15 protein-coding genes are annotated in these 17,390 nt (G+C 69.7%); 8 read left to right on the top strand and 7 right to left on the bottom strand.

All coding sequences use genetic code 11. The features are described 5' to 3' along the window. Positions 1-10 precede the first annotated feature (10 nt). Both ACWPXK_RS00380 and ACWPXK_RS00375 read right to left on the bottom strand, forming a co-directional pair. Complete coding sequence (locus ACWPXK_RS00380; RefSeq protein ID WP_454194020.1) at positions 11-1,516, bottom strand: MFS transporter; 1,506 nt, start codon at positions 1,514-1,516, stop codon at positions 11-13. A gap of 57 nt (positions 1,517-1,573) precedes the next feature. Continuing rightward, on the bottom strand, positions 1,574-2,422 hold the full coding sequence (locus tag ACWPXK_RS00375) for an SDR family oxidoreductase (protein ID WP_454194019.1): 849 nt from the start codon (positions 2,420-2,422) through the stop codon (positions 1,574-1,576). An 80-nt stretch (positions 2,423-2,502) separates the two neighbouring features. Here ACWPXK_RS00375 and ACWPXK_RS00370 point away from each other — a divergent pair, with 80 nt between their 5' ends. Both ACWPXK_RS00370 and ACWPXK_RS00365 read left to right on the top strand, forming a co-directional pair. After that, the gene (locus ACWPXK_RS00370) at positions 2,503-3,459 is read left to right on the top strand and encodes an AraC family transcriptional regulator (RefSeq protein WP_454194018.1); all 957 of its coding nucleotides are present in this window, start codon (positions 2,503-2,505) and stop codon (positions 3,457-3,459) included. 66 nt (positions 3,460-3,525) lie between these two features. Beyond that, positions 3,526-3,948, top strand: coding sequence for an acyl-CoA thioesterase (locus ACWPXK_RS00365; protein WP_454194017.1), 423 nt, complete (start codon positions 3,526-3,528; stop codon positions 3,946-3,948). A gap of 20 nt (positions 3,949-3,968) precedes the next feature. On the opposite strand, the gene ACWPXK_RS00360 is transcribed toward ACWPXK_RS00365, so the two are convergent. From ACWPXK_RS00360 to pdhA, 3 genes are read right to left on the bottom strand one after another with little or no spacing between them, the layout of a single operon-like run. After that, complete coding sequence (locus ACWPXK_RS00360) at positions 3,969-5,507, bottom strand: dihydrolipoamide acetyltransferase family protein (protein WP_454194016.1); 1,539 nt, start codon at positions 5,505-5,507, stop codon at positions 3,969-3,971. 30 nt (positions 5,508-5,537) lie between these two features. Continuing rightward, entirely contained in the window at positions 5,538-6,521 is a 984-nt protein-coding gene (locus ACWPXK_RS00355) for an alpha-ketoacid dehydrogenase subunit beta (RefSeq protein ID WP_454194015.1), read from the bottom strand. Further along, positions 6,518-7,630, bottom strand: a complete 1,113-nt coding sequence (gene pdhA / locus ACWPXK_RS00350; RefSeq protein WP_454194014.1) for a pyruvate dehydrogenase (acetyl-transferring) E1 component subunit alpha — start codon at positions 7,628-7,630, stop codon at positions 6,518-6,520. The genes ACWPXK_RS00355 and pdhA overlap by 4 nt, the downstream gene beginning before the upstream one ends. 139 nt (positions 7,631-7,769) lie before the next feature. Here pdhA and ACWPXK_RS00345 point away from each other — a divergent pair, with 139 nt between their 5' ends. Then, a complete protein-coding gene (locus ACWPXK_RS00345) occupies positions 7,770-8,261 on the top strand; it encodes an Lrp/AsnC family transcriptional regulator (protein ID WP_040774899.1) in 492 nt (163 codons plus the stop codon). A gap of 215 nt (positions 8,262-8,476) precedes the next feature. Further along, positions 8,477-9,280 (top strand): SDR family oxidoreductase, encoded by an 804-nt coding sequence (locus ACWPXK_RS00340; protein WP_454194013.1) that lies wholly within the window; start codon positions 8,477-8,479, stop codon positions 9,278-9,280. A gap of 197 nt (positions 9,281-9,477) precedes the next feature. Here the strand turns inward: ACWPXK_RS00340 and ACWPXK_RS00335 are convergent, their stop codons facing one another. Next, a complete protein-coding gene (locus tag ACWPXK_RS00335; protein WP_454194012.1) occupies positions 9,478-10,683 on the bottom strand; it encodes a benzoate/H(+) symporter BenE family transporter in 1,206 nt (401 codons plus the stop codon). 174 nt (positions 10,684-10,857) lie between these two features. Between ACWPXK_RS00335 and ACWPXK_RS00330 the strand changes: the two genes are divergently transcribed. Continuing rightward, positions 10,858-11,676 carry a sulfurtransferase gene (locus tag ACWPXK_RS00330; RefSeq protein ID WP_454194011.1) on the top strand — a complete coding sequence of 273 codons (819 nt, stop codon included), beginning with the start codon at positions 10,858-10,860 and terminating at the stop codon, positions 11,674-11,676. A gap of 12 nt (positions 11,677-11,688) precedes the next feature. Here ACWPXK_RS00330 and ACWPXK_RS00325 read toward each other — a convergent pair whose 3' ends face one another. After that, the gene (locus ACWPXK_RS00325) at positions 11,689-12,051 is read right to left on the bottom strand and encodes a hypothetical protein (protein WP_454194010.1); all 363 of its coding nucleotides are present in this window, start codon (positions 12,049-12,051) and stop codon (positions 11,689-11,691) included. 376 nt (positions 12,052-12,427) lie between these two features. Here ACWPXK_RS00325 and ACWPXK_RS00320 point away from each other — a divergent pair, with 376 nt between their 5' ends. The 3 genes from ACWPXK_RS00320 (at position 12,428) to ACWPXK_RS00310 (ending at position 17,278) form a co-directional block, all read left to right on the top strand. Beyond that, positions 12,428-15,238 carry a DEAD/DEAH box helicase gene (locus ACWPXK_RS00320; protein WP_454194009.1) on the top strand — a complete coding sequence of 937 codons (2,811 nt, stop codon included), beginning with the start codon at positions 12,428-12,430 and terminating at the stop codon, positions 15,236-15,238. After that, positions 15,235-16,002, top strand: coding sequence for an SWIM zinc finger family protein (locus ACWPXK_RS00315; RefSeq protein WP_454194008.1), 768 nt, complete (start codon positions 15,235-15,237; stop codon positions 16,000-16,002). The genes ACWPXK_RS00320 and ACWPXK_RS00315 overlap by 4 nt, the downstream gene beginning before the upstream one ends. Before the next feature lie 469 nt (positions 16,003-16,471). After that, entirely contained in the window at positions 16,472-17,278 is an 807-nt protein-coding gene (locus ACWPXK_RS00310; protein WP_454194007.1) for a helical backbone metal receptor, read from the top strand. Positions 17,279-17,390: the final 112 nt, after the last annotated feature.

Below are 17,390 nucleotides of genomic sequence, written 5' to 3'. Positions count from 1 at the left end.
GTCGCGGCTCCTACTGCTCGGAGCGCGAAGGTTTTCGCGGTGTGGCCACGACGCTCGCGTATCGGCAGCAGAGCAGCATGGCCACCAGCGGCACCACCATGGCCGTGGTCAGCGATACCACCGCGGTGAGCCAGCCGATCACCGTGGGACCGGCGAGCAGCCCGAGATAACCGACGCTGAATACTCGGGACATGTCGGTGGCGGCGGTGTCCGAACCGAGATTGCCTGCCGCGGTGAAGATTTGCGGAACACCGCCGGAGAGTCCGAGTCCGGCCATCGCCCAGCCCAGCAGCGTCAGCGGAACCCACGGCGACATGATGATCACGGCCAATCCGATGGCCGCGATCAGGGCACCGTAGCGAACCACCGCCACCCGGCCGAACGCGTGGCTGACTCGGTCGGTGCCGAAACGTCCGACCGTCATCGTGGTGGAGAAGGCGCCGAACGCGAGCGCCGCGGTCGCCTCGTCGGCGCCGAGATGCTCGCGCATCTGCAACGTGCTCCAGTCGGCTGCTACGCCTTCGGCCAGCAGCAATGCGAAAGCGATCGCCGCCAGTGCCAGCACCTTTCGGCGGCGATCGCGGGTTTCGGTATCCGTCGTGCGCGCGGTGTGTTCCGAGGTGTTCGGATCGGGCTTGCCGAGCGACGGTGTGGTGTCGTACGCGATCGGTGCGCCGTCGGGCCGGACCGGTGCCGTGTCGTGCTCGGGATCGACGCCGAGCAGGGCTGTCTCTCGCTCGAGTGGGGTCGTGTCGCGTTTGCCGAGTTTCCCGTCTTGCTCGGGCAGGGGGGTGTCGTGGTCGGTCCGGACGCCGTGAATGGTCGTCTGCTCTGTCTCCGCGTCGAATGTGGTGTCGCGAAGCAGGCGCGGCACCAAAGCGAGCGTCAGCGCGACGCAGCCCAGTGCCGCCAACGCCAGCGTCAGTCGCACATCCCAGCCGGCTCGGAGGGTGGCGGCGCCGACCAGCGAACCGAGCAGGCCGCCGCCGGAGAACAAGGCGTGGAACGCGGCCATGATCGGACGCCGGTAGGCCCGTTCCACATGCACCGCTTGGGTATTCATCGAGACGTCCAGCGCGCCGTTGCCGAAACCGAAGCAGGCCAGCGCGAGGGCGAGTGTGACGGGTCCGGTGGCGAGGCCGGGCCCGAGCACGGCTACCGAGGCGATGCACGCGGCCGCGCCGACCAGCGTTCTGCTGCCCAACCGGTCGGCGAGCGGACCCGCCAGCCGCATTCCCACGATGCCCGCACCGGCCATCAGCAGGATGAACATCCCCAGCGTGGATTTCGCGACGCCGGTGCGGTCGGTGACGACCGGGATGTGCACCACCCACATCGCGAGCAGGAAGCCGTTCAACGCGAATACCGTGAACACCGCGGCGCGCGCGACGCGGATCGGACGATCGACCGTCGGGCTCAACACCACTTCGACGGTACCGACGGACGATCCGGTATGGCCAGCCCACCCGCGGAACCGGTCCAGGGCGTCATTGACCTGGTCGTGCGTCCGGTGCATGGCGCTCGACGCTGCGCGTCACGTCCGCGGGCGAGCCTGTCTGCTCAGGTCAACGCCTCATTGCTCCGGAACATTCCACACTCCGGTGATTGCCGTCGCCATGACGTAGTCCGCGAAATCCTTCGGTTCCCGTCCGAGCGCCCGGCGCACCCCGTCGGCAGGCTTGGCGTTGCGGCCGTCGAGCACGGTGCCGAAGAGGTAGTCCAGCAGGCTCACCGAGTCGGCGGGAAGCCCGTAGTCGGTCAGCCCGGCGACGAAATCCGTGCGGGAGATCGGCACGAAGGCGATCGGCCTGCCGGTGGCCGCGGCGATCTCCGCGACCGCTTCGGCGAAGGTTATCGCCCGTGGACCGGTCAGTTCGTAGATCTCGCCGTCGTGCCCGTCCGAGGTGAGCGCTGCGACGGCGACGTCGGCGATGTCGTCGGCGTGCACGAACGGCTCCGGAACGTGGCCGTTCGGCAGCGCGACCTGCCCGGCCAGGATGTACTCGGTGAACGCGCCTTCGCTGAAGTTCTGCGCGAAGAAGCTGCACCGCACGATGGTCCAGTTCAGGCCGGATTCCTGCACGATCTGCTCGCACTGCACGGCTTCCGGCTCGCCGCGGCCGGACAGCAGCACCAGCCTGCGCACGCCGGCGTGTGTGGCGGCCGCGGCGAACGCGCGGATCACCTCGGGAGCGCCGGGGACCGCGAGGTCCGGTTGGTAGGCGATGTAGGCGCTGTGCACGCCGGTCAGCGCCGCGGCCCAGGTGTCCCGGTCGGCCCAGTCGAAGGGAATGTCAGCGGTTCGGGAGCCGACCCGCACCGGATGCCCGGCCGCCCGGAGCCGGGAGACGACGCGGCTGCCGGTCTTGCCGGTGCCGCCGGTGACGAGGATGAGGCGCTGGTGAGCGGTGGTGTTTGTCATGGTCCTAGTACATCGGCCCGGGCTGAGACGGAACATCGTTCAGCGGCTCATGGTCATGTTCGATCGTCTACAGTTGACGGGTGGATGCGCTAGCCAGTCTGCTCGAAGGTCCTCGCGCTCGCGGCGCGTTCGTGATGTGTTCGCTGCTGGACCCGCCGTGGTCGCTGCGGATTCAGGACCAGTCCCCGCTGACGGTGCTGTCGATGATCCGCGGCGGCGCGTGGATCGTCACCGGCCAGGGCGCGCCGCGGCAGCTGGGCGCGGGCGATGTCGCGATCTTCCGCGGGCCCGATTCGTACACGGTGGCCGACGACCCGGCGACCGAACCGCAGATCGTCATCCATCCGGGACAGGTGACGAAGACGCCGGACGGCGAAATCCTCTGCGAGACATTGAGTCTCGGCGTTCGGCAGTGGGGCACCGACCCGGTGGGGGCCACCATGATGGTCACCGGGACCTACGAGTCCGCGGGCGCGGCCAGCGAGCGCCTGCTGCGCGCGCTCCCACCGGTAATCGTGTTGCAGCGGGGCGACTTCGACAGCAGAGTGCTCGACATTCTGGTCGACGAGGCGACCAAGGATCAGCCCGCGCAGAGCGCGGTGCTGGATCGCCTGCTGGATCTGGTGCTGATCGCCGCGCTGCGCGCGTGGTTCGCCCGCAACGACGCGCCCGCCTGGTACCACGCCTATGGTGACCCGCTCGTCGGCAAAGCACTGCGCCTGCTCCAGCACAACCCGGCGCACGGGTGGACGGTCGCGGGCCTGGCCGAGGCGGTCGGAGTGTCCCGGGCCGCGCTGGCCCGCCGGTTCACCGACCTGGTCGGCGAGCCGCCGATGGCGTTCCTCACCGAATGGCGGCTGGCGCTGGCCGCCGACCTGCTCCAGGAATCCGACGCCACCGTCGAGGCGATCGCCCGCCAGGTCGGGTACGGCAGCGCCTTCGCGCTGAGCACCGCGTTCAAGCGCCACTTCGGCGTCTCCCCGCGCGACCACCGCCACGGCGTGAGCGGTCAGGCCCGGAGGAGGGAGCTTGCGTAGCCATGGAGGGCCCCGCACGCGCCGCGTAGATACAGCCCGGACTCCGGCTGAGCTATCGTCGGCCGGGTGACGCAGCAGTATCCGGTGCTCTGGCCGGTCCCCACCCGGTGGGCCGACAACGACCACTACGGGCACGTGAACAACGTGACGTACTACTCGTACTTCGACACCGCGGTCAACGCGTGGTTGATGCACGCCACCGGCACCGACATCCGCACGCTGCCCGCGCTCGGTGTGGTCGCGCAGACCTCCTGCCAGTACCTCGGTTCGATCAGCTTCCCGGATCGGTTGCAGGTCGGCTTGCGCGTCGCGCGGCTCGGCCGTTCCAGCATCACCTACGATCTGGCCATCTTCCGCGAGGCCGACGGCGGCCTGGAACTGGTCGCGACCGGCACCTTCGTGCACGTCTACGTGGACGCGGAGACGCGGAAGCCGGTCGAGATCCCGGACGTCATTCGCGCTGCCGCGGCGGCGCTCGTCACGGACTGACGGTCCCCGGACTACGGCCGTCAGACGCGGCTGAGGAGCGTCAGCGGATCCTCCAGCAGGCTTGCGGTGGTGGCGAGGAAGCGGGCGGCCAGTTGTCCGTCGATCATCCGGTGGTCGAAGCTCACGCCGAGGGTGGTCACCCACCGGACCGCGAGCTCGTCGCGGAATACCCACGGCCGCTTGCGGATCGAGCCGAGGCACAGGATCGCGGCTTCGCCCGGATTGACCAGCGGTACCCCGGCGTCCACGCCGAAGACGCCGACGTTGGTAATGGTGAAGGTGCCGCCACGCAGGTCGGCGGGCGTGGCGCCGCCGGAGCGCGCGGTGTCGACCAGCCAGCCGATCTCGCGGGTGAGATCGCGCAGACTCAGGGTCTGCGCCTCTTTGATGTTCGGCACGAGCAGGCCGCGGTCGGTGGCTACCGCGATGCCGAGATTTACATAGTGCTTGGTGACGATCTCCTGGTTGGCTTCGTCCCAGAAGGCGTTCATGCCGGGGAAGTCGGCGAGTGCGGCCAGTGCCGACTTGGCGACCAGCGCCAGCGGTGTCGGTGTCAGCCCCGCAAAGGATTTCGTGCTGCGCAGATGGTCGAGCAGCTCCATCGAGGCGGTGCAGTCGACCGTGACGAAGGTGCTGGCCTGCGGGATGGTACGGGCGCTGTTCTGCATCGCCGCGGCGGTGCGCTTGCGGATGCCGCTGATCGGGGTGCGGACCTCACGCGCGGGCGGGCGGACCACCCCGGAATCGGCGACGGCCGTTGGTGCCCCGGCGTGTTCGAGCGGACGCGGCTGGGAGACGGGCACCGCGCCGCGAACGTCGTCGACGGTAACCGCGCCGCCCGGACCGGACCCCGCGACGAACCACAGATCTATACCGAGTTCGCGTGCGAGTTTTCGGGCGGCCGGGGTGGCCGCCGCGCGTGCTGCACCGAGCACTGAACTCGGTCGTCCGGGCTCCTGGACGGCGGTGTCTGCCGCGACATTCGTCGTGCCGAGCGCTGAGTCCTGCCGTTCGGGCTCCTGGTCAGTGGTGCCCAGTTCGGCTGAGGTATCTGCCGCGATATCGCTCGCGCCGAGTGCCGAACTCGATCGTTCGGATTCCCGGACGGGAGCGCCCGGCTCGGCGGTATCTGCCGCATCTTCCGCCGCGACCGGCTGTGGAATCCGTTGCTCCGGTTGCCCTGCGGGCCTGCGCCGCCGAGATGTCGCTTCCTCCTCGGGGCCGTAGCCCACCAGAACCGAGGAGCGCCGCGCTTCCCCAGTGGCGGTGTCTTCGGGTGCCGTTTTCCGCTCGGGCTCCACGCGGAGGAGCGGTGCGCCGACCGCGACCGTGTCGCCCGGCTGCGCCAGCAATTCGACCACCCGGCCCGCGAACGGGCACGGCAGCGACACCACCGCTTTGGCGGTCTCCACCTCCGCGATGGTCTGGTTCAACTCCACCGTGTCGCCGACTTCCACCGCCCAGGACACCAGCTCGGCGTCGGTGAGCCCTTCCCCGAGATCCGGAAGCCGGAACTCCAGCACGGACGCCGGAAGGGGCTGGCGGGCATGGTCTTCCACGTGGGCACCTCTCACTACGGCGAACCCGCGTCAGGCGGCGAGGGAGCGGTCGACCGCGTCGAGAATGCGGTCGGGGTCGGGCAGGTGGTGCTTCTCGAGCTTAGCCGGGGGGTAGGGGATGTCGAATCCGCCGACCCGCAGGACCGGTGCTTCGAGATGGTAGAAGCAGCGCTCGGTGATCCGCGCGGCGATCTCCGCACCGAGCCCGGCGAATACCGGCGCCTCGTGCGTGACGACCAGCCGCCCGGTCTTCGCGACCGACGTCTCGATCGTGTCGAAGTCGATCGGCGAGAGGCTGCGCAGGTCGATCACCTCGAGCGCGTGTCCTTCCGCCGCGGCGATTTTCGCGGCCGACAGCGCGGTCGCGACGGTGCCGCCGTACGCGACGACGGTCGCGTCCGTGCCAGTTGTGCACACCCTGGCGCGATCCAGCGGCAGCCCGCCGTCACGGTCCAGCGCGACGAAGTCGACATCGGCTCTGTCCCAGTACCTGCGCTTGGGTTCGAAGAAGATCACCGGGTCGTTCAGCGCGATCGCTTGCCGGATCATCGAATACGCGTCCGCCGGGTTGCTCGGCGTCACGACACGCAGGCCCGCGGTATGTGCGAAATAAGCTTCGGGCGACTCGGAGTGGTGCTCCACCGACCCGATGCCGCCGCCGAACGGGATGCGAATCGTGAGCGGCGCGTTGACCTTTCCCTGCGTCCGATAGTTGATCTTCGCCACGTGCGAGACGATCTGGTCGAACGCGGGGTAGACGAAGCCGTCGAACTGGATCTCACACACTGGCCGGTAGCCGCGCAGCGCCATGCCGAAAGCCGTTCCGATGATGCCGGATTCGGCCAGTGGCGTATCGATGACGCGATTGTCGCCGAAGTCCTTCTGCAGTGTGTCGGTCACCCGGAACACCCCGCCGAGACGGCCGATGTCCTCGCCCATCAGCAGGACCTTCGGGTCGTCCTCCAGCGCACGCCGCAATCCGGTGTTGAGTGCGGCGGCGAAGGTGGTGATCATTGTGTGACTCCTTCTCCTCGTGCGGAGGACAGGCCGGGATCGCCGGTCAGGTACTCCGCATACACCCTCCGCTGTTCGGTGATCAGCGGGTGCGGGGTGGTGTAGACGTGATCGAACAGCTCCGTCGGCGCGGGGTCGGGCATGTCGATGGTGGCGCTGCGCACCGCTTGCGCGACCTCGTCGGAGCGCTCCGCGACGTGCCGGGCGAACGCCTCGTCCCACAGGTCCTCGCGTTCGAGCAGCTTGCGCATCCGGTCGATCGGATCGCGCCGCGCCCACTGCTCGGTCTCGGCGGTCGAGCGGTAGCGGGTGGGATCGTCCGCCGTGGTGTGCGGACCCATCCGATAGGTGAGCGCCTCGATGAACGAGGGGCCGCAGCCCGAGCGCGCCCGCGCCACCGCCTGCCTGGTCACGGCGAGCACGGCCAGCACGTCGTTGCCGTCGACCTGCTTGCCCGGCATGCCGTAGCCATCCGCGCGGCGCGCGATCGGGGTGGCGCTCTGCACACGCACCGGTTCGCTGATCGCCCAGTGGTTGTTCTGGCAGAAGAACACCACGGGCGCGCTCCAGCTCGCGGCGAACCCCAGTGCCTCGGCGATATCGCCCTGACTGCTCGCGCCGTCGCCGAAATAGGCGATGGTGGCGATGTCGGCGCCGTCCAGGTGCGCGGCGAACGCGTAGCCCGTGGCGTGCAGGCCCTGGGAGCCGACGACGATGTTCGGGTTGGTCATGTTCACCGCGTGCGGGTCCCAGCAGTGGTGGGCCGCGCCGCGCCACAGCCGGGTGAGATCGGTGGGCGGCACACCGCGGCAGTAGGCGACGGCGGTCTCGCGATAGCTGCAGAACACGTAGTCGTCGGGATGCAGCGCGTGCGCCGAACCCACCTGGGCGGCTTCCTGCCCGAGCAGTGGCGCCCAGAGTCCGAGCTGGCCCTGCCGTTGCAGCGCGGTGGCCTCGGTGTCGATCCTTCGCGTGACGACCATGTCCTCGTACAGTTCGCGCAGCTGTTCGGGACCGATATCGGCGACCAGCGCCGCATGCTCGGGATCGAGCACGCGGCGACCGTCCGGCTGGACCAATTGGACCGGATACTCGGACTTGCCCGTCATCGGTGCTCACCCCGTCGCGCCACAAAGGAATGTGTTCTATCTCACAGCATCCACCAGAACGCGAACTGCGCAAGTGCTTGACAGGCGAATGGGCAGAATGCTCAATTCCGACCCCGCGATTGGTGTCATACTGCGTTGTATGACCAGAGAAAACGTCGGCGTGACCCTGGACGCCACCGACGCCAGGCTGTTGCTGGAGCTGGTCGCCAATCCCAGGGCGACGGGCGTCGAGCTGGCTGCCCGGCTCGGCCTGTCCCGCAATACCGTGCAGGCTCGGCTGTCCCGCTGGGAGGCGGGTGGCGTCCTCGGCAGTTTCGAACGCCGCGTCGAGCCGCGCGCGCTCGGGTATCCACTCGCGGCGTTCGTGGCGGTCGTCGTCGATCAGCATCGGCTGGATTCGGTGGTCGACGAACTCGCGGAGGTGCCCGAGGTGACCGAGGTGTGCGGCATGACCGGGCTCACCGACCTCACGGTGCGGGTGGTGGCGCAGGACGCCGACGACCTGTATCGCATCGCGGGGCAGATCCTCAAGATTCCCGGCGTCGAGCGGACCAATATGGCGCTGGTGATGCGCGAGCTGGTCGGTCCGCGTACCGCGCCGCTGCTGGATCGCCTGGCGAATTCGAGCTGAACGTTCTTGACCTCGAGTGTGATCGAGGATAGTGATCGCGACCATCCGCCTGCCCGCCGGGCGCGCCGACGAGTTCACCGCTCACTGGCGTAAACGAGCTGACTTCCAGCAGCGCCTCGCTGCCGCGCCGACGTACGCCGTCGCGCGCCCACAGTTGTCCGAGGTGGCCGGGGAGTTCTCGGCGAGGGCCGGTGACGCCCCGCTAGGGTGCGGGGATGGATATTTCGGGCAAGGTTGCGATCGTCACGGGGGCGGGCGCCGGGATCGGGGCGGCGCTGGCGAGCCGGCTTGTCGCGGGTGGGGCGCGGGTGGTGCTCGCCGACCTCGACGCGGCCAGTGCGGCGCGGGTCGCGGAATCGCTCGGCTCGGCCGCGGTCGCGATCGGTGGCGACGTGGCCGACGAAACGGTGATCCGCGGGCTGATCGAGCGAGCCGAGGCCGAATTCGGACCGGTGGACTTGTATTTCGCGAACGCGGGCATCGGCGGCGGCGCGGGTCTGGACAGCACCGATCAGCAATGGGCCGCCGCGCTCGAGGTCAATGTGCTGGCCCATGTCCGCGCCGCGCGGCTGCTGGTGCCCGGCTGGCTGGAGCGTGGCGGCTATTTCGTGAGCACGGCGTCGGCGGCGGGCCTGCTCACCCAGCTCGGTTCGGCGCCCTACGCGGTGTCCAAGCACGCGGCCGTCGGATTCGCCGAGTGGCTGTCGGTCACCTACGGCGACAAAGGGGTGCGGGTGAGCTGCGTGTGCCCGATGGGCGTGGACACCCAGCTGCTGCACGGCGGACTCGTTCCGCCGGAGCATGCCGCCGAAGCCGAGCTCGCGGTGAAAGCCGTCACCAGCGCGGGCGCGGTGCTGTCCCCGGACGAGGTCGCCGAGATCGTCCTCACCGGAGTCGCGGAGGAGCACTTCTTGATCCTCCCGCATCCCGAGGTGCTGAAGATGTACCGCCACAAGGGCTCCGACTACGACCGCTGGATCGACGGCATGCGCCGCTTCCAGGCCGCCCTCCAGTCGTAGCGGCAACCGGCCCCTGGAGCGCCGCGCTGGCCGCGGTGGTGTGCGTCGGCAAAGGCCAGACCGGGACGCTTCCAGCGTGCCGCCGGAGCGGCCGGGGGCTTTCGCGCTACCAGACCGGCTAGGGACGCTCGGAACGCTGCGCCGATTCCGGCGCCGCCGTTATGCACTCCTGCTTCCGTACCAGCCGCGTTCGGTAGTCAACGCAGCACTTTGCGCACCAGCAGACCGGCGAGCAAAGCCCAGAACGCTGCGCCGATTCCGGCGAAGCCGACGCCGGACGCGGCGATCAAGAAGGTGACGATCCCGGCCTCCCGGTGTTCGTCGGAGCGCAGCGCCGCGTTGAGTGCCGCGGCGAGTGTGGCGAGCAGGGCCAGACCCGCGACGGTCTCCAGCGTGCCCGCCGGAGCGGCCGCGACCAGGGTGACCAGAGCGGCCGAGCCCAGCGCGAGCAGTACGTACGCCACGCCCACGGTGAATGCCGCGATCCAGCGTCGCTTCGGGTCCGGATGCGCGGCCGGCGCCGCCGAGAGCGCGGCGCTGATCGCGGCGAGGTTGATCGCGTGCCCGCCCGCGAGCGCCCCGATGACGGTGCCGAGGCCGGTGGCGGTCATCGCGGCGCGCCACGGCACCCGGTAGTCGAACGAAGCCAGCACCGCGGTGCCGGGGATGTTCTGCGACGCCATGGTCACGATGTAGAGCGGGATCGCGACGCCGATCAGCGCCTGCCAACTCCAGTGCGGCAATGTAAGTTCCAGCGACGGAACCATGGCGCGCACATCGAGCGGCTTGTGCTGGACGACGATGCTGATCGCGGCGCCGGCTGCCGCGGTGGCGAAGGCCGCGATCACGGCCCAGCGCTGGGCATACCGTTGCAGCACGAGCCAGACGAGAATCACCGGGATCACCACCGCCGGACTGGTCTGCACCGCCCGTACCGGAGCCAGGCACAGCGGCAGCAGCACTCCGGCCAGCATGGCCTGCGCTATCTCCACCGGGATCGCGGCGACCAGTGCGCCGAGCCGCTGCCACAGTCCGGTGATCACGATCAATACCCCGGCCACCACGAAGGCGCCGATCGCCGCGGGCCACCCGCCCGCCACGGCCCCGGTGCCGGCCAGCAGCGCCGCCCCCGGCGTGGACCAGGCCAGCGTGATCGGCATCCGATACCGGTAACTCAGCAGCATCATGCCGATCGCCTGCATGAGGCACAGCGCGAGCAGGCCCGACGCAGCCTGTGCCGCAGTCGCCCCCACCGCGGTCAGCCCGCTCAGCACAACGGCGAACGAACTGGTGAAACCCACCAGCGCCGTCACCACGCCCGCGCCGATCGGCTGGCCGAGACCGGCCTTCGATCGCTCGGGTTCGCGGGCGGTGGTGGCCGGGGCCGTGGAAACCTTCGACATTGGCCGGATATTGCCCCTGGTCACCAGGCCGTGTCACCAGCCAGTGCCCGGAAACTGGCCTGACTCGCGCCGCCCGGCTCAGCGGTACGCGCGAGTATGGCGACATCGGCGCATCCGGATGCGTAGGGTGGGGGAGTCGGTGCGCGAGGACGCGATTCGGGACGAGGAGCTGGGTTGAGCGCGGTACTGATCTCACCAGGGGACCTTCGGGAAGCATTGGCGGACAAGCGGCTTCGCCTGCTGGACGTCCGATGGGCGCTGGGCGACCCGGATGGGCCGCAGCACTATCTCGACGGCCACATCCCCGGGGCGGTGTTCGTCGATCTGGAAACCGAACTGGCCGCGCCGCCTTCACCCGCCCGCGGCAGGCACCCGCTGCCGGACCCCGCGCAACTGGAGAAGTGCGCGCGCAGCTGGGGGCTGTGCGAAGGCGATCCGGTGGTCGTCTACGACGCCACCGGCGGCATGGCCGCCGCCCGCGCCTGGTGGCTGCTGCGCTGGGCGGGGGTCGCGGACGTGCGCATTCTCGACGGCGGGCTGCCCGCATGGACCGGCGCGGGCGGGCCGATCGCGACCGGCGCCGAAGCGGACCCGGAGCCGGGCGATGTCGAATTGAGCCCCGGCCAGCTGCCCGTGATCGACGCGGACGCCGCGGCACGCTGGCCGGGCGTGCTGCTGGATGCCCGCGCGGGCGAGCGCTACCGCGGTGAGGTGGAGCCGATCGATCCCCGCGCCGGGCACATTCCCGGCGCGCTGAGCGCTCCGACCGCCGAGAACCTCGACGCCGATGGCCGCTTCCGGACAGCGGACGAACTGCGCGACCGCTTTGCCGGATTCGGCTCGGGGCCGGTGGCGGTGTACTGCGGGTCCGGCGTGACGGCGGCACATCAGATCGCCGCGCTCGCGGTGGCAGGTGTCGAGGCGGCGCTGTACCCCGGTTCGTGGTCGCAGTGGTCGAACGATCCGAAACGGCCGGTGGCGACGGGGAACTGACGGCGCGAGCCGTTACAACCAGGCGCGCGCCAGGAGATCGTCGTCGGCGACCTCGCTCGCCCGGGGCGGGAACCGGGTGGCCGCGATGGACTCGATGTGCGTTCCGTCGTGCCCGATCACCCACGATCCGCCGCGCTCCTCGCACTCGGCGATCTTCGCGAAGGTGGTGAGCAGGAACGTGACCGCGTCACGCGGGTCGCTTGTCCGCGCCAGACGCTGGGATTCACCAGGTCGCGACAGGTCCAGCCACACGCCGCACTGTCCGTCGCACCGCATGCCGACGATCTTGTCGGCGTGCACGAAGGTGAACTTCCGTCGTTCCCACGCGGTCGTCGGTGTGAAGCTCTGTTCGAGGACCTGGAGCAGAATCGTCATGCTGCTTCCTCCGCTTCCCTTGACACCAAGCTGCGGTTCTTCCGCGATGACCAGCGGATATTCCAGTATCTTCCTTTTCCGGTCCGTTGGGTACTGCCCGTCGGTTCCGCCGGGTCGGAGTCTGCACATCCTCCGGTCCGTGCCGTCCCGCCCGGCTCGTCCCTGCCTTCCCGGTACTGGCCGCACCTTCGAAACTACGCCTGACCTGCGTTCTTCGCTCGCTGCGGCACGTCGTCGGCGTGTCCGCCTGCCGCAGCCCACGCCGCGGTGCTACTCCGGCAGCCGTACAGGGTATGCCGGTCGAACCCGATCCGGCCGAGACCGGGGACGCCCCAGTGGCCGTGGTGGTGTCGGACCGGCCTGATTGGATGGGGTGATGCTGCACGGTCTGTGGTCGCCGGGTGGCGGGTTGCTGCTGTGGCACGACTCGCCGGCCGCCGCGCTGCCTGCGCTTCCCGACCCGCTGGGTGGTGTGCTGCGTGCCGCGAAGTTCCGGCACCGCGCCGACGTTATGGCTGCCGGGTCCGGCGCCACCGAACAGGTCCGGGCGCATGCGCTGACCCCCTCCGCGGCAGCGCAGGTGCTGCGGCAGCGACTGCCCGCCGAGGGGGTGGCGGGTGATCTGCGCTTTCTCGCGCACGTCGCGCGCGGGGTCGAGCGCTGGGTGCGCGCCGGGCGGGTAGTTCCCCAGCTGCGGAGGGAGGACGGCGAGTGGTGGGTGCGCTGGCGGCTGGTCGGCGGCGAGCGGCAACGCGCGTGGCTGGCCGAACTGGCCGTCGCCATGCCCCAGGCTCTGCGAGTAGCCGGACGTCCGGCCGCGCTGCTCGACGACATGGTCACCGAACTCACCGATCCGATCGCGCGAGCGCTGGTCGACCTGACCGATTCGCCGCATCCCCTGGTGGCTGCCCTGGTCGGGGATACTCCGCTGGACAACGGCAGCTATCAAGTGGCCGAGGTGCTGGAACAGTGGCGCGCCAGCCTGACCGGCGACGAACCGGATCTGGTGCTTCGCCTGCTCGAGCCGGACGGCGAACTCGGCACCGGCGACGAGACGGTGGCGCTGTGGCGGTTGGAGGTCTGCCTGGCCATCGCCGGCGAGGCGCCGAAACCCGTTCCACTGCACGGTGATCCGAATCTCGTCCGGATCGCGGTGGACAAACTCGGCGCGGCGCAGCGGGCCTACCCGCGGTTGCGCGATCTGCCGAGCGATCCGCGCAGCATGGATCTGCTGCTGCCCACCGAGGTGGTGCTCGACCTGGTCGCGCACGGCGCGCACGCCCTGCACGGCGCGGGGGTCCGGCTGCTGCTGCCGCGGGCGTGGAGCGTCGCCGAGCCGAGCATGCGGCTGCAGGTGGACAGCGCGGTGCCCGCCGCTGAGAGCACGGTCGGCATGCGCGGCCTGGTCTCCTACCGCTGGGAACTCGCGCTCGGCGATATCGTGCTGACCCCGGCCGAGATGGAACGGCTGGTGCGCGGCAAGTCCGATCTGGTCCAGTTGCGCGGGCAGTGGGTGCAGGCCGACCACAAGGTGCTCGCCGCCGCGGCCCGCTATGTCGCCGCGCATACCGACGACTCTCCGGTCACCTTCGCGGACATGCTCGGCGAGATAGCGGGATCACGGGTGCAGCAGGTGCCCATCGCCGAGGTCACGGCCTCGGGCTGGGCGGCGGACCTGCTCGATGGCGCCAACGCGCCCGCGCCGGTCACGCCGCCGGTCGGGTTGAAAGCCGAGCTGCGGCCGTATCAGGAACGCGGTCTGGCCTGGCTGGCCACCATGAGCCGGATGGGTTGCGGCGCGATCCTCGCCGACGACATGGGGCTCGGCAAGACCGTCCAGGTGCTCGCCCTGCTGGTGCACGAGCGCGAGACGGCGGCCGATGCGCCGGAGCAGCCGGACCCCACCTTGCTGGTGTGTCCGATGTCCGTGGTGGGCAACTGGCAGCGCGAGGCCGAGCGATTCGCGCCCGATCTCCGGGTGTGGGTGCACCACGGCGCCGGACGTCTCGCGGGCGCCGAACTCGACGCGAAAATCGCCGCCGCCGATCTGGTGATCACCACCTACGCGCTGCTCGCCCGCGATGTCGAGGAACTCGGCAGGCAACCGTGGGACCGCGTCGTCTTGGACGAGGCACAGCACATCAAGAACGCGGGCACGCGGCAGGCGCGGGCGGCACGGTCGCTGCCCGCGCGACATCGCCTGGCGCTCACCGGAACTCCGGTGGAGAACCGATTGGAAGAGCTGCGCTCCATCATGGATTTCGCGATGCCGAAGGTGCTCGGCAGCCCGCAGTCGTTCCGAGCGCGCTTCGCGGTGCCCATCGAACGCGAGCGCGACGAGAACGCGATCAGCCGCCTGCGCTGGCTCACCCGGCCGTTCGTGCTGCGCCGAGTCAAGACCGACCCCGCGGTGATCAGCGATCTGCCGGACAAACTCGAGATGACGGTGCGGGCCAATCTCACCGTCGAGCAGGCCGCGCTCTACCAAGCCGTCGTCGACGACATGCTCGCCAAGATCAAGGACGCCGAAGGGATGGCCCGCAAGGGAGCGGTCCTCGGCGCACTCACCCGGCTCAAGCAGGTGTGCAACCATCCCGCGCATTTTCTCGGCGACGGGTCGGCGGTGCTGCACCGCGGCGCCCACCGTTCCGGCAAGCTCGCCCTCGTGGAGGACGTGCTCGACGCGGTGCTGGCCGACGGCGAGAAAGCCTTGCTGTTCACCCAGTTCCGTGAGTTCGGCGAACTCGTTGCGCCCTATCTGGCCGAGCGGTTCGGCGCCGAGATCCCGTTCCTGCACGGTGGGGTGCCGAAGAAGAAGCGCGACGACATGGTCACCCGGTTCCAGGCGCCGGACGGACCGCCGTTGATGTTGTTGTCGCTCAAGGCCGGTGGCACCGGACTCAACCTCACCGCCGCCAATCACGTCGTCCACCTGGACCGCTGGTGGAATCCCGCGGTGGAGAACCAGGCCACCGACCGCGCGTTCCGGATCGGGCAGCGGCGCAACGTCCAGGTGCGCAAGCTGGTCTGCGTGGACACCATCGAGGAGCGGATCGACGAGATGATCACCGGCAAGCGGCAGCTCGCCGATCTGGCCGTCGGCGCGGGGGAGAACTGGATCACCGAGCTGAGCACCGACGAACTGCGCGATTTGTTCACCCTGGGCGCCGCGGCGGTGGGCGAATGAGTCCCTTCGTCGACTACTCCGAGTACGGGAAGAAGCTGCCGGTGCGCGGCGGGGTTGCCGCGCGCAGCCGCCGCGGGACGTTCGGGCGCACGTGGTGGGGCAAGGCCCTGGTGGAATCGGTGGAGCGGATGGCGGAGCCGGGGCGTCTGGCGCGCGGCCGCAATTACGCCAGGTCGGGTCAGGTGGTGAACTACCGGATCGAGCCCGGCGCCGTGACCGCGGAAGTGCAAGGCAGCCAACCGCGTCCGTTCACCGCGGTCTTCACCGTGCGCCCCCTGCGCGCGGACGAGCTGGAGCTGCTGATCGAGACCATCCGTTCCGCGCCGGGCATGCTCGCCGAGATCGCGTCGGGCGCGCTGCCGACCGGCCTCGGGCCGCTGTTGCTGCCGACCACCGCGGCGGACCTGGATTTCACGTGCACTTGCCCGGATCCGGGCTGGCCGTGCAAGCATGTGGCCGCGGTGTGCTATCTGCTGGCCGAGCGGCTCGACGAACGCCCCCGCGAGATCCTCACCCTGCGCGGCCTCGACCTGGACACGCTGATCGGCGGCATCGAACGCGACGCCCAGCCTGCCGTCTCCGATGACCCGTACGGCGACCACATCGTATTTCCGGACCTGCCGAGCCCCGAATCCTGTCCCGCGCCAGATGATTTGGACCCGCTGCTGCTGCGCAAGGCGCTGCGGATGACCGCTCCGGACGAGACGACCGCCGCGACCGGCCTGCGCGAACTCACCGCGCTCTATCGCCGATTCGACGACTGATCGGCTTGGTAGGCACCCGGCATCGGGGCTGTCGGTTGACGCCGGACAATCGGGGCGGGATCGAGTCCGGCGGCAGCGAAGGGACCGGAGACTTCCCGATACCGGGTGCCTTTCTCAGTCTCCCGCCAGACCCTTCCGTATGGAACTGCCCCCGCACTGCCCTTGCGCCGAACTTGACGCGTAAACCAGCGGTACCACGTGTCTCGCCCCAGCGTGTTCCCCTCACCGCGGGCCGTCGAGGATGGCGTTAAGAGCCTGGGTTCCAGCGGATCTGGCGATTCATGGTCCGGTGCATCAGAGCGCGACGCCGCGTTTCACGCTGGTGGCCTCAGCGCTGAGCCGACCCCCGGTTCCCGGCGGCACCAGAAGGACCGATCGGCATCAGATCGACCACGCCTGGACGCCGCGCGCAACCGGTCCAAGAAATGCGCACCGACCAGCGCATATGTTCTGTTATAGGCTGGCAGGCGTGGCAGGGAAGAGCCCACCGGCAGCGTTGCCGCGCGACGACCTCGGAACACCCGTCGACATCCACACGCCCCCGCGCCGGGTGGTTTCGCTGGTGCCGTCGCTGACCGAGACGGTGGCGATGACCTGCCCGGAAGTCCTTGTCGCCGCGACACAGTGGTGCACGCACCCGGCGGACTTGGCGGTCGAGCGGGTCCGCGGCACCAAGAACCCGAACGTCCGGCGCATCATCGAACTCCGCCCAGATCTCGTGCTGTGCAACATGGAGGAGAACCGCCGCTTGGATGTCATGCGGCTACGCGCGGCGCGAATCCCGGTGTGGGTCACCGAGATCGAAACCGTCGACGACGCCATGGCCTCCCTCGCCCGGCTCTGCACCAAGGCCCTCGGCGTCGGCGTCCCGCCCTGGCTGGTCGAAGCCGAATCCGCCTGGGCGCCACCGCCACCCGAGCCGGAATGCGCCGCGGTCATCCCGATCTGGCGCAACCCGTGGATGGTGGTCGGACGCGACACCTTCACCGGCGATATCGCACGCCGTCTCGGGTTGCGGCTGGTGCACGCCGTTCGCGCCGAGCGCTATCCCCGCGTCACCGACGCGGAGCTGACCGAGGGTGTCGACCTGGCGGTGCTCCCCGACGAGCCCTACGTTTTCACCGAATCCGATGGGCCGGACGCTTTCCCGGACATTCCGGTCGCGTTGGTGGAGGGCCGTGCCCTGACCTGGTACGGGCCGTCGCTGGCGACCGCTCGCGCCGAACTCACCGCGGCACTGGGGCGTGCGCGGCTGCCGAATCAGCCGAGTTCGTAATCGAACCAGATGGTTGTGTGTGCCGTCGGCGTCCACGCTGAGTCGGCCCATGCCCGCGCGACCGCCGGTGCCGCTCGCGGGGATGATCGTGCAGAACTCGTTCGTGCGGTCG

It is taken from the genome of Nocardia sp. Marseille-Q1738 (assembly GCF_965283145.1).
The sequence above is the reverse complement of the archived record's forward strand: the minus strand, read 5'-3'. Positions and strand labels throughout refer to the sequence as shown.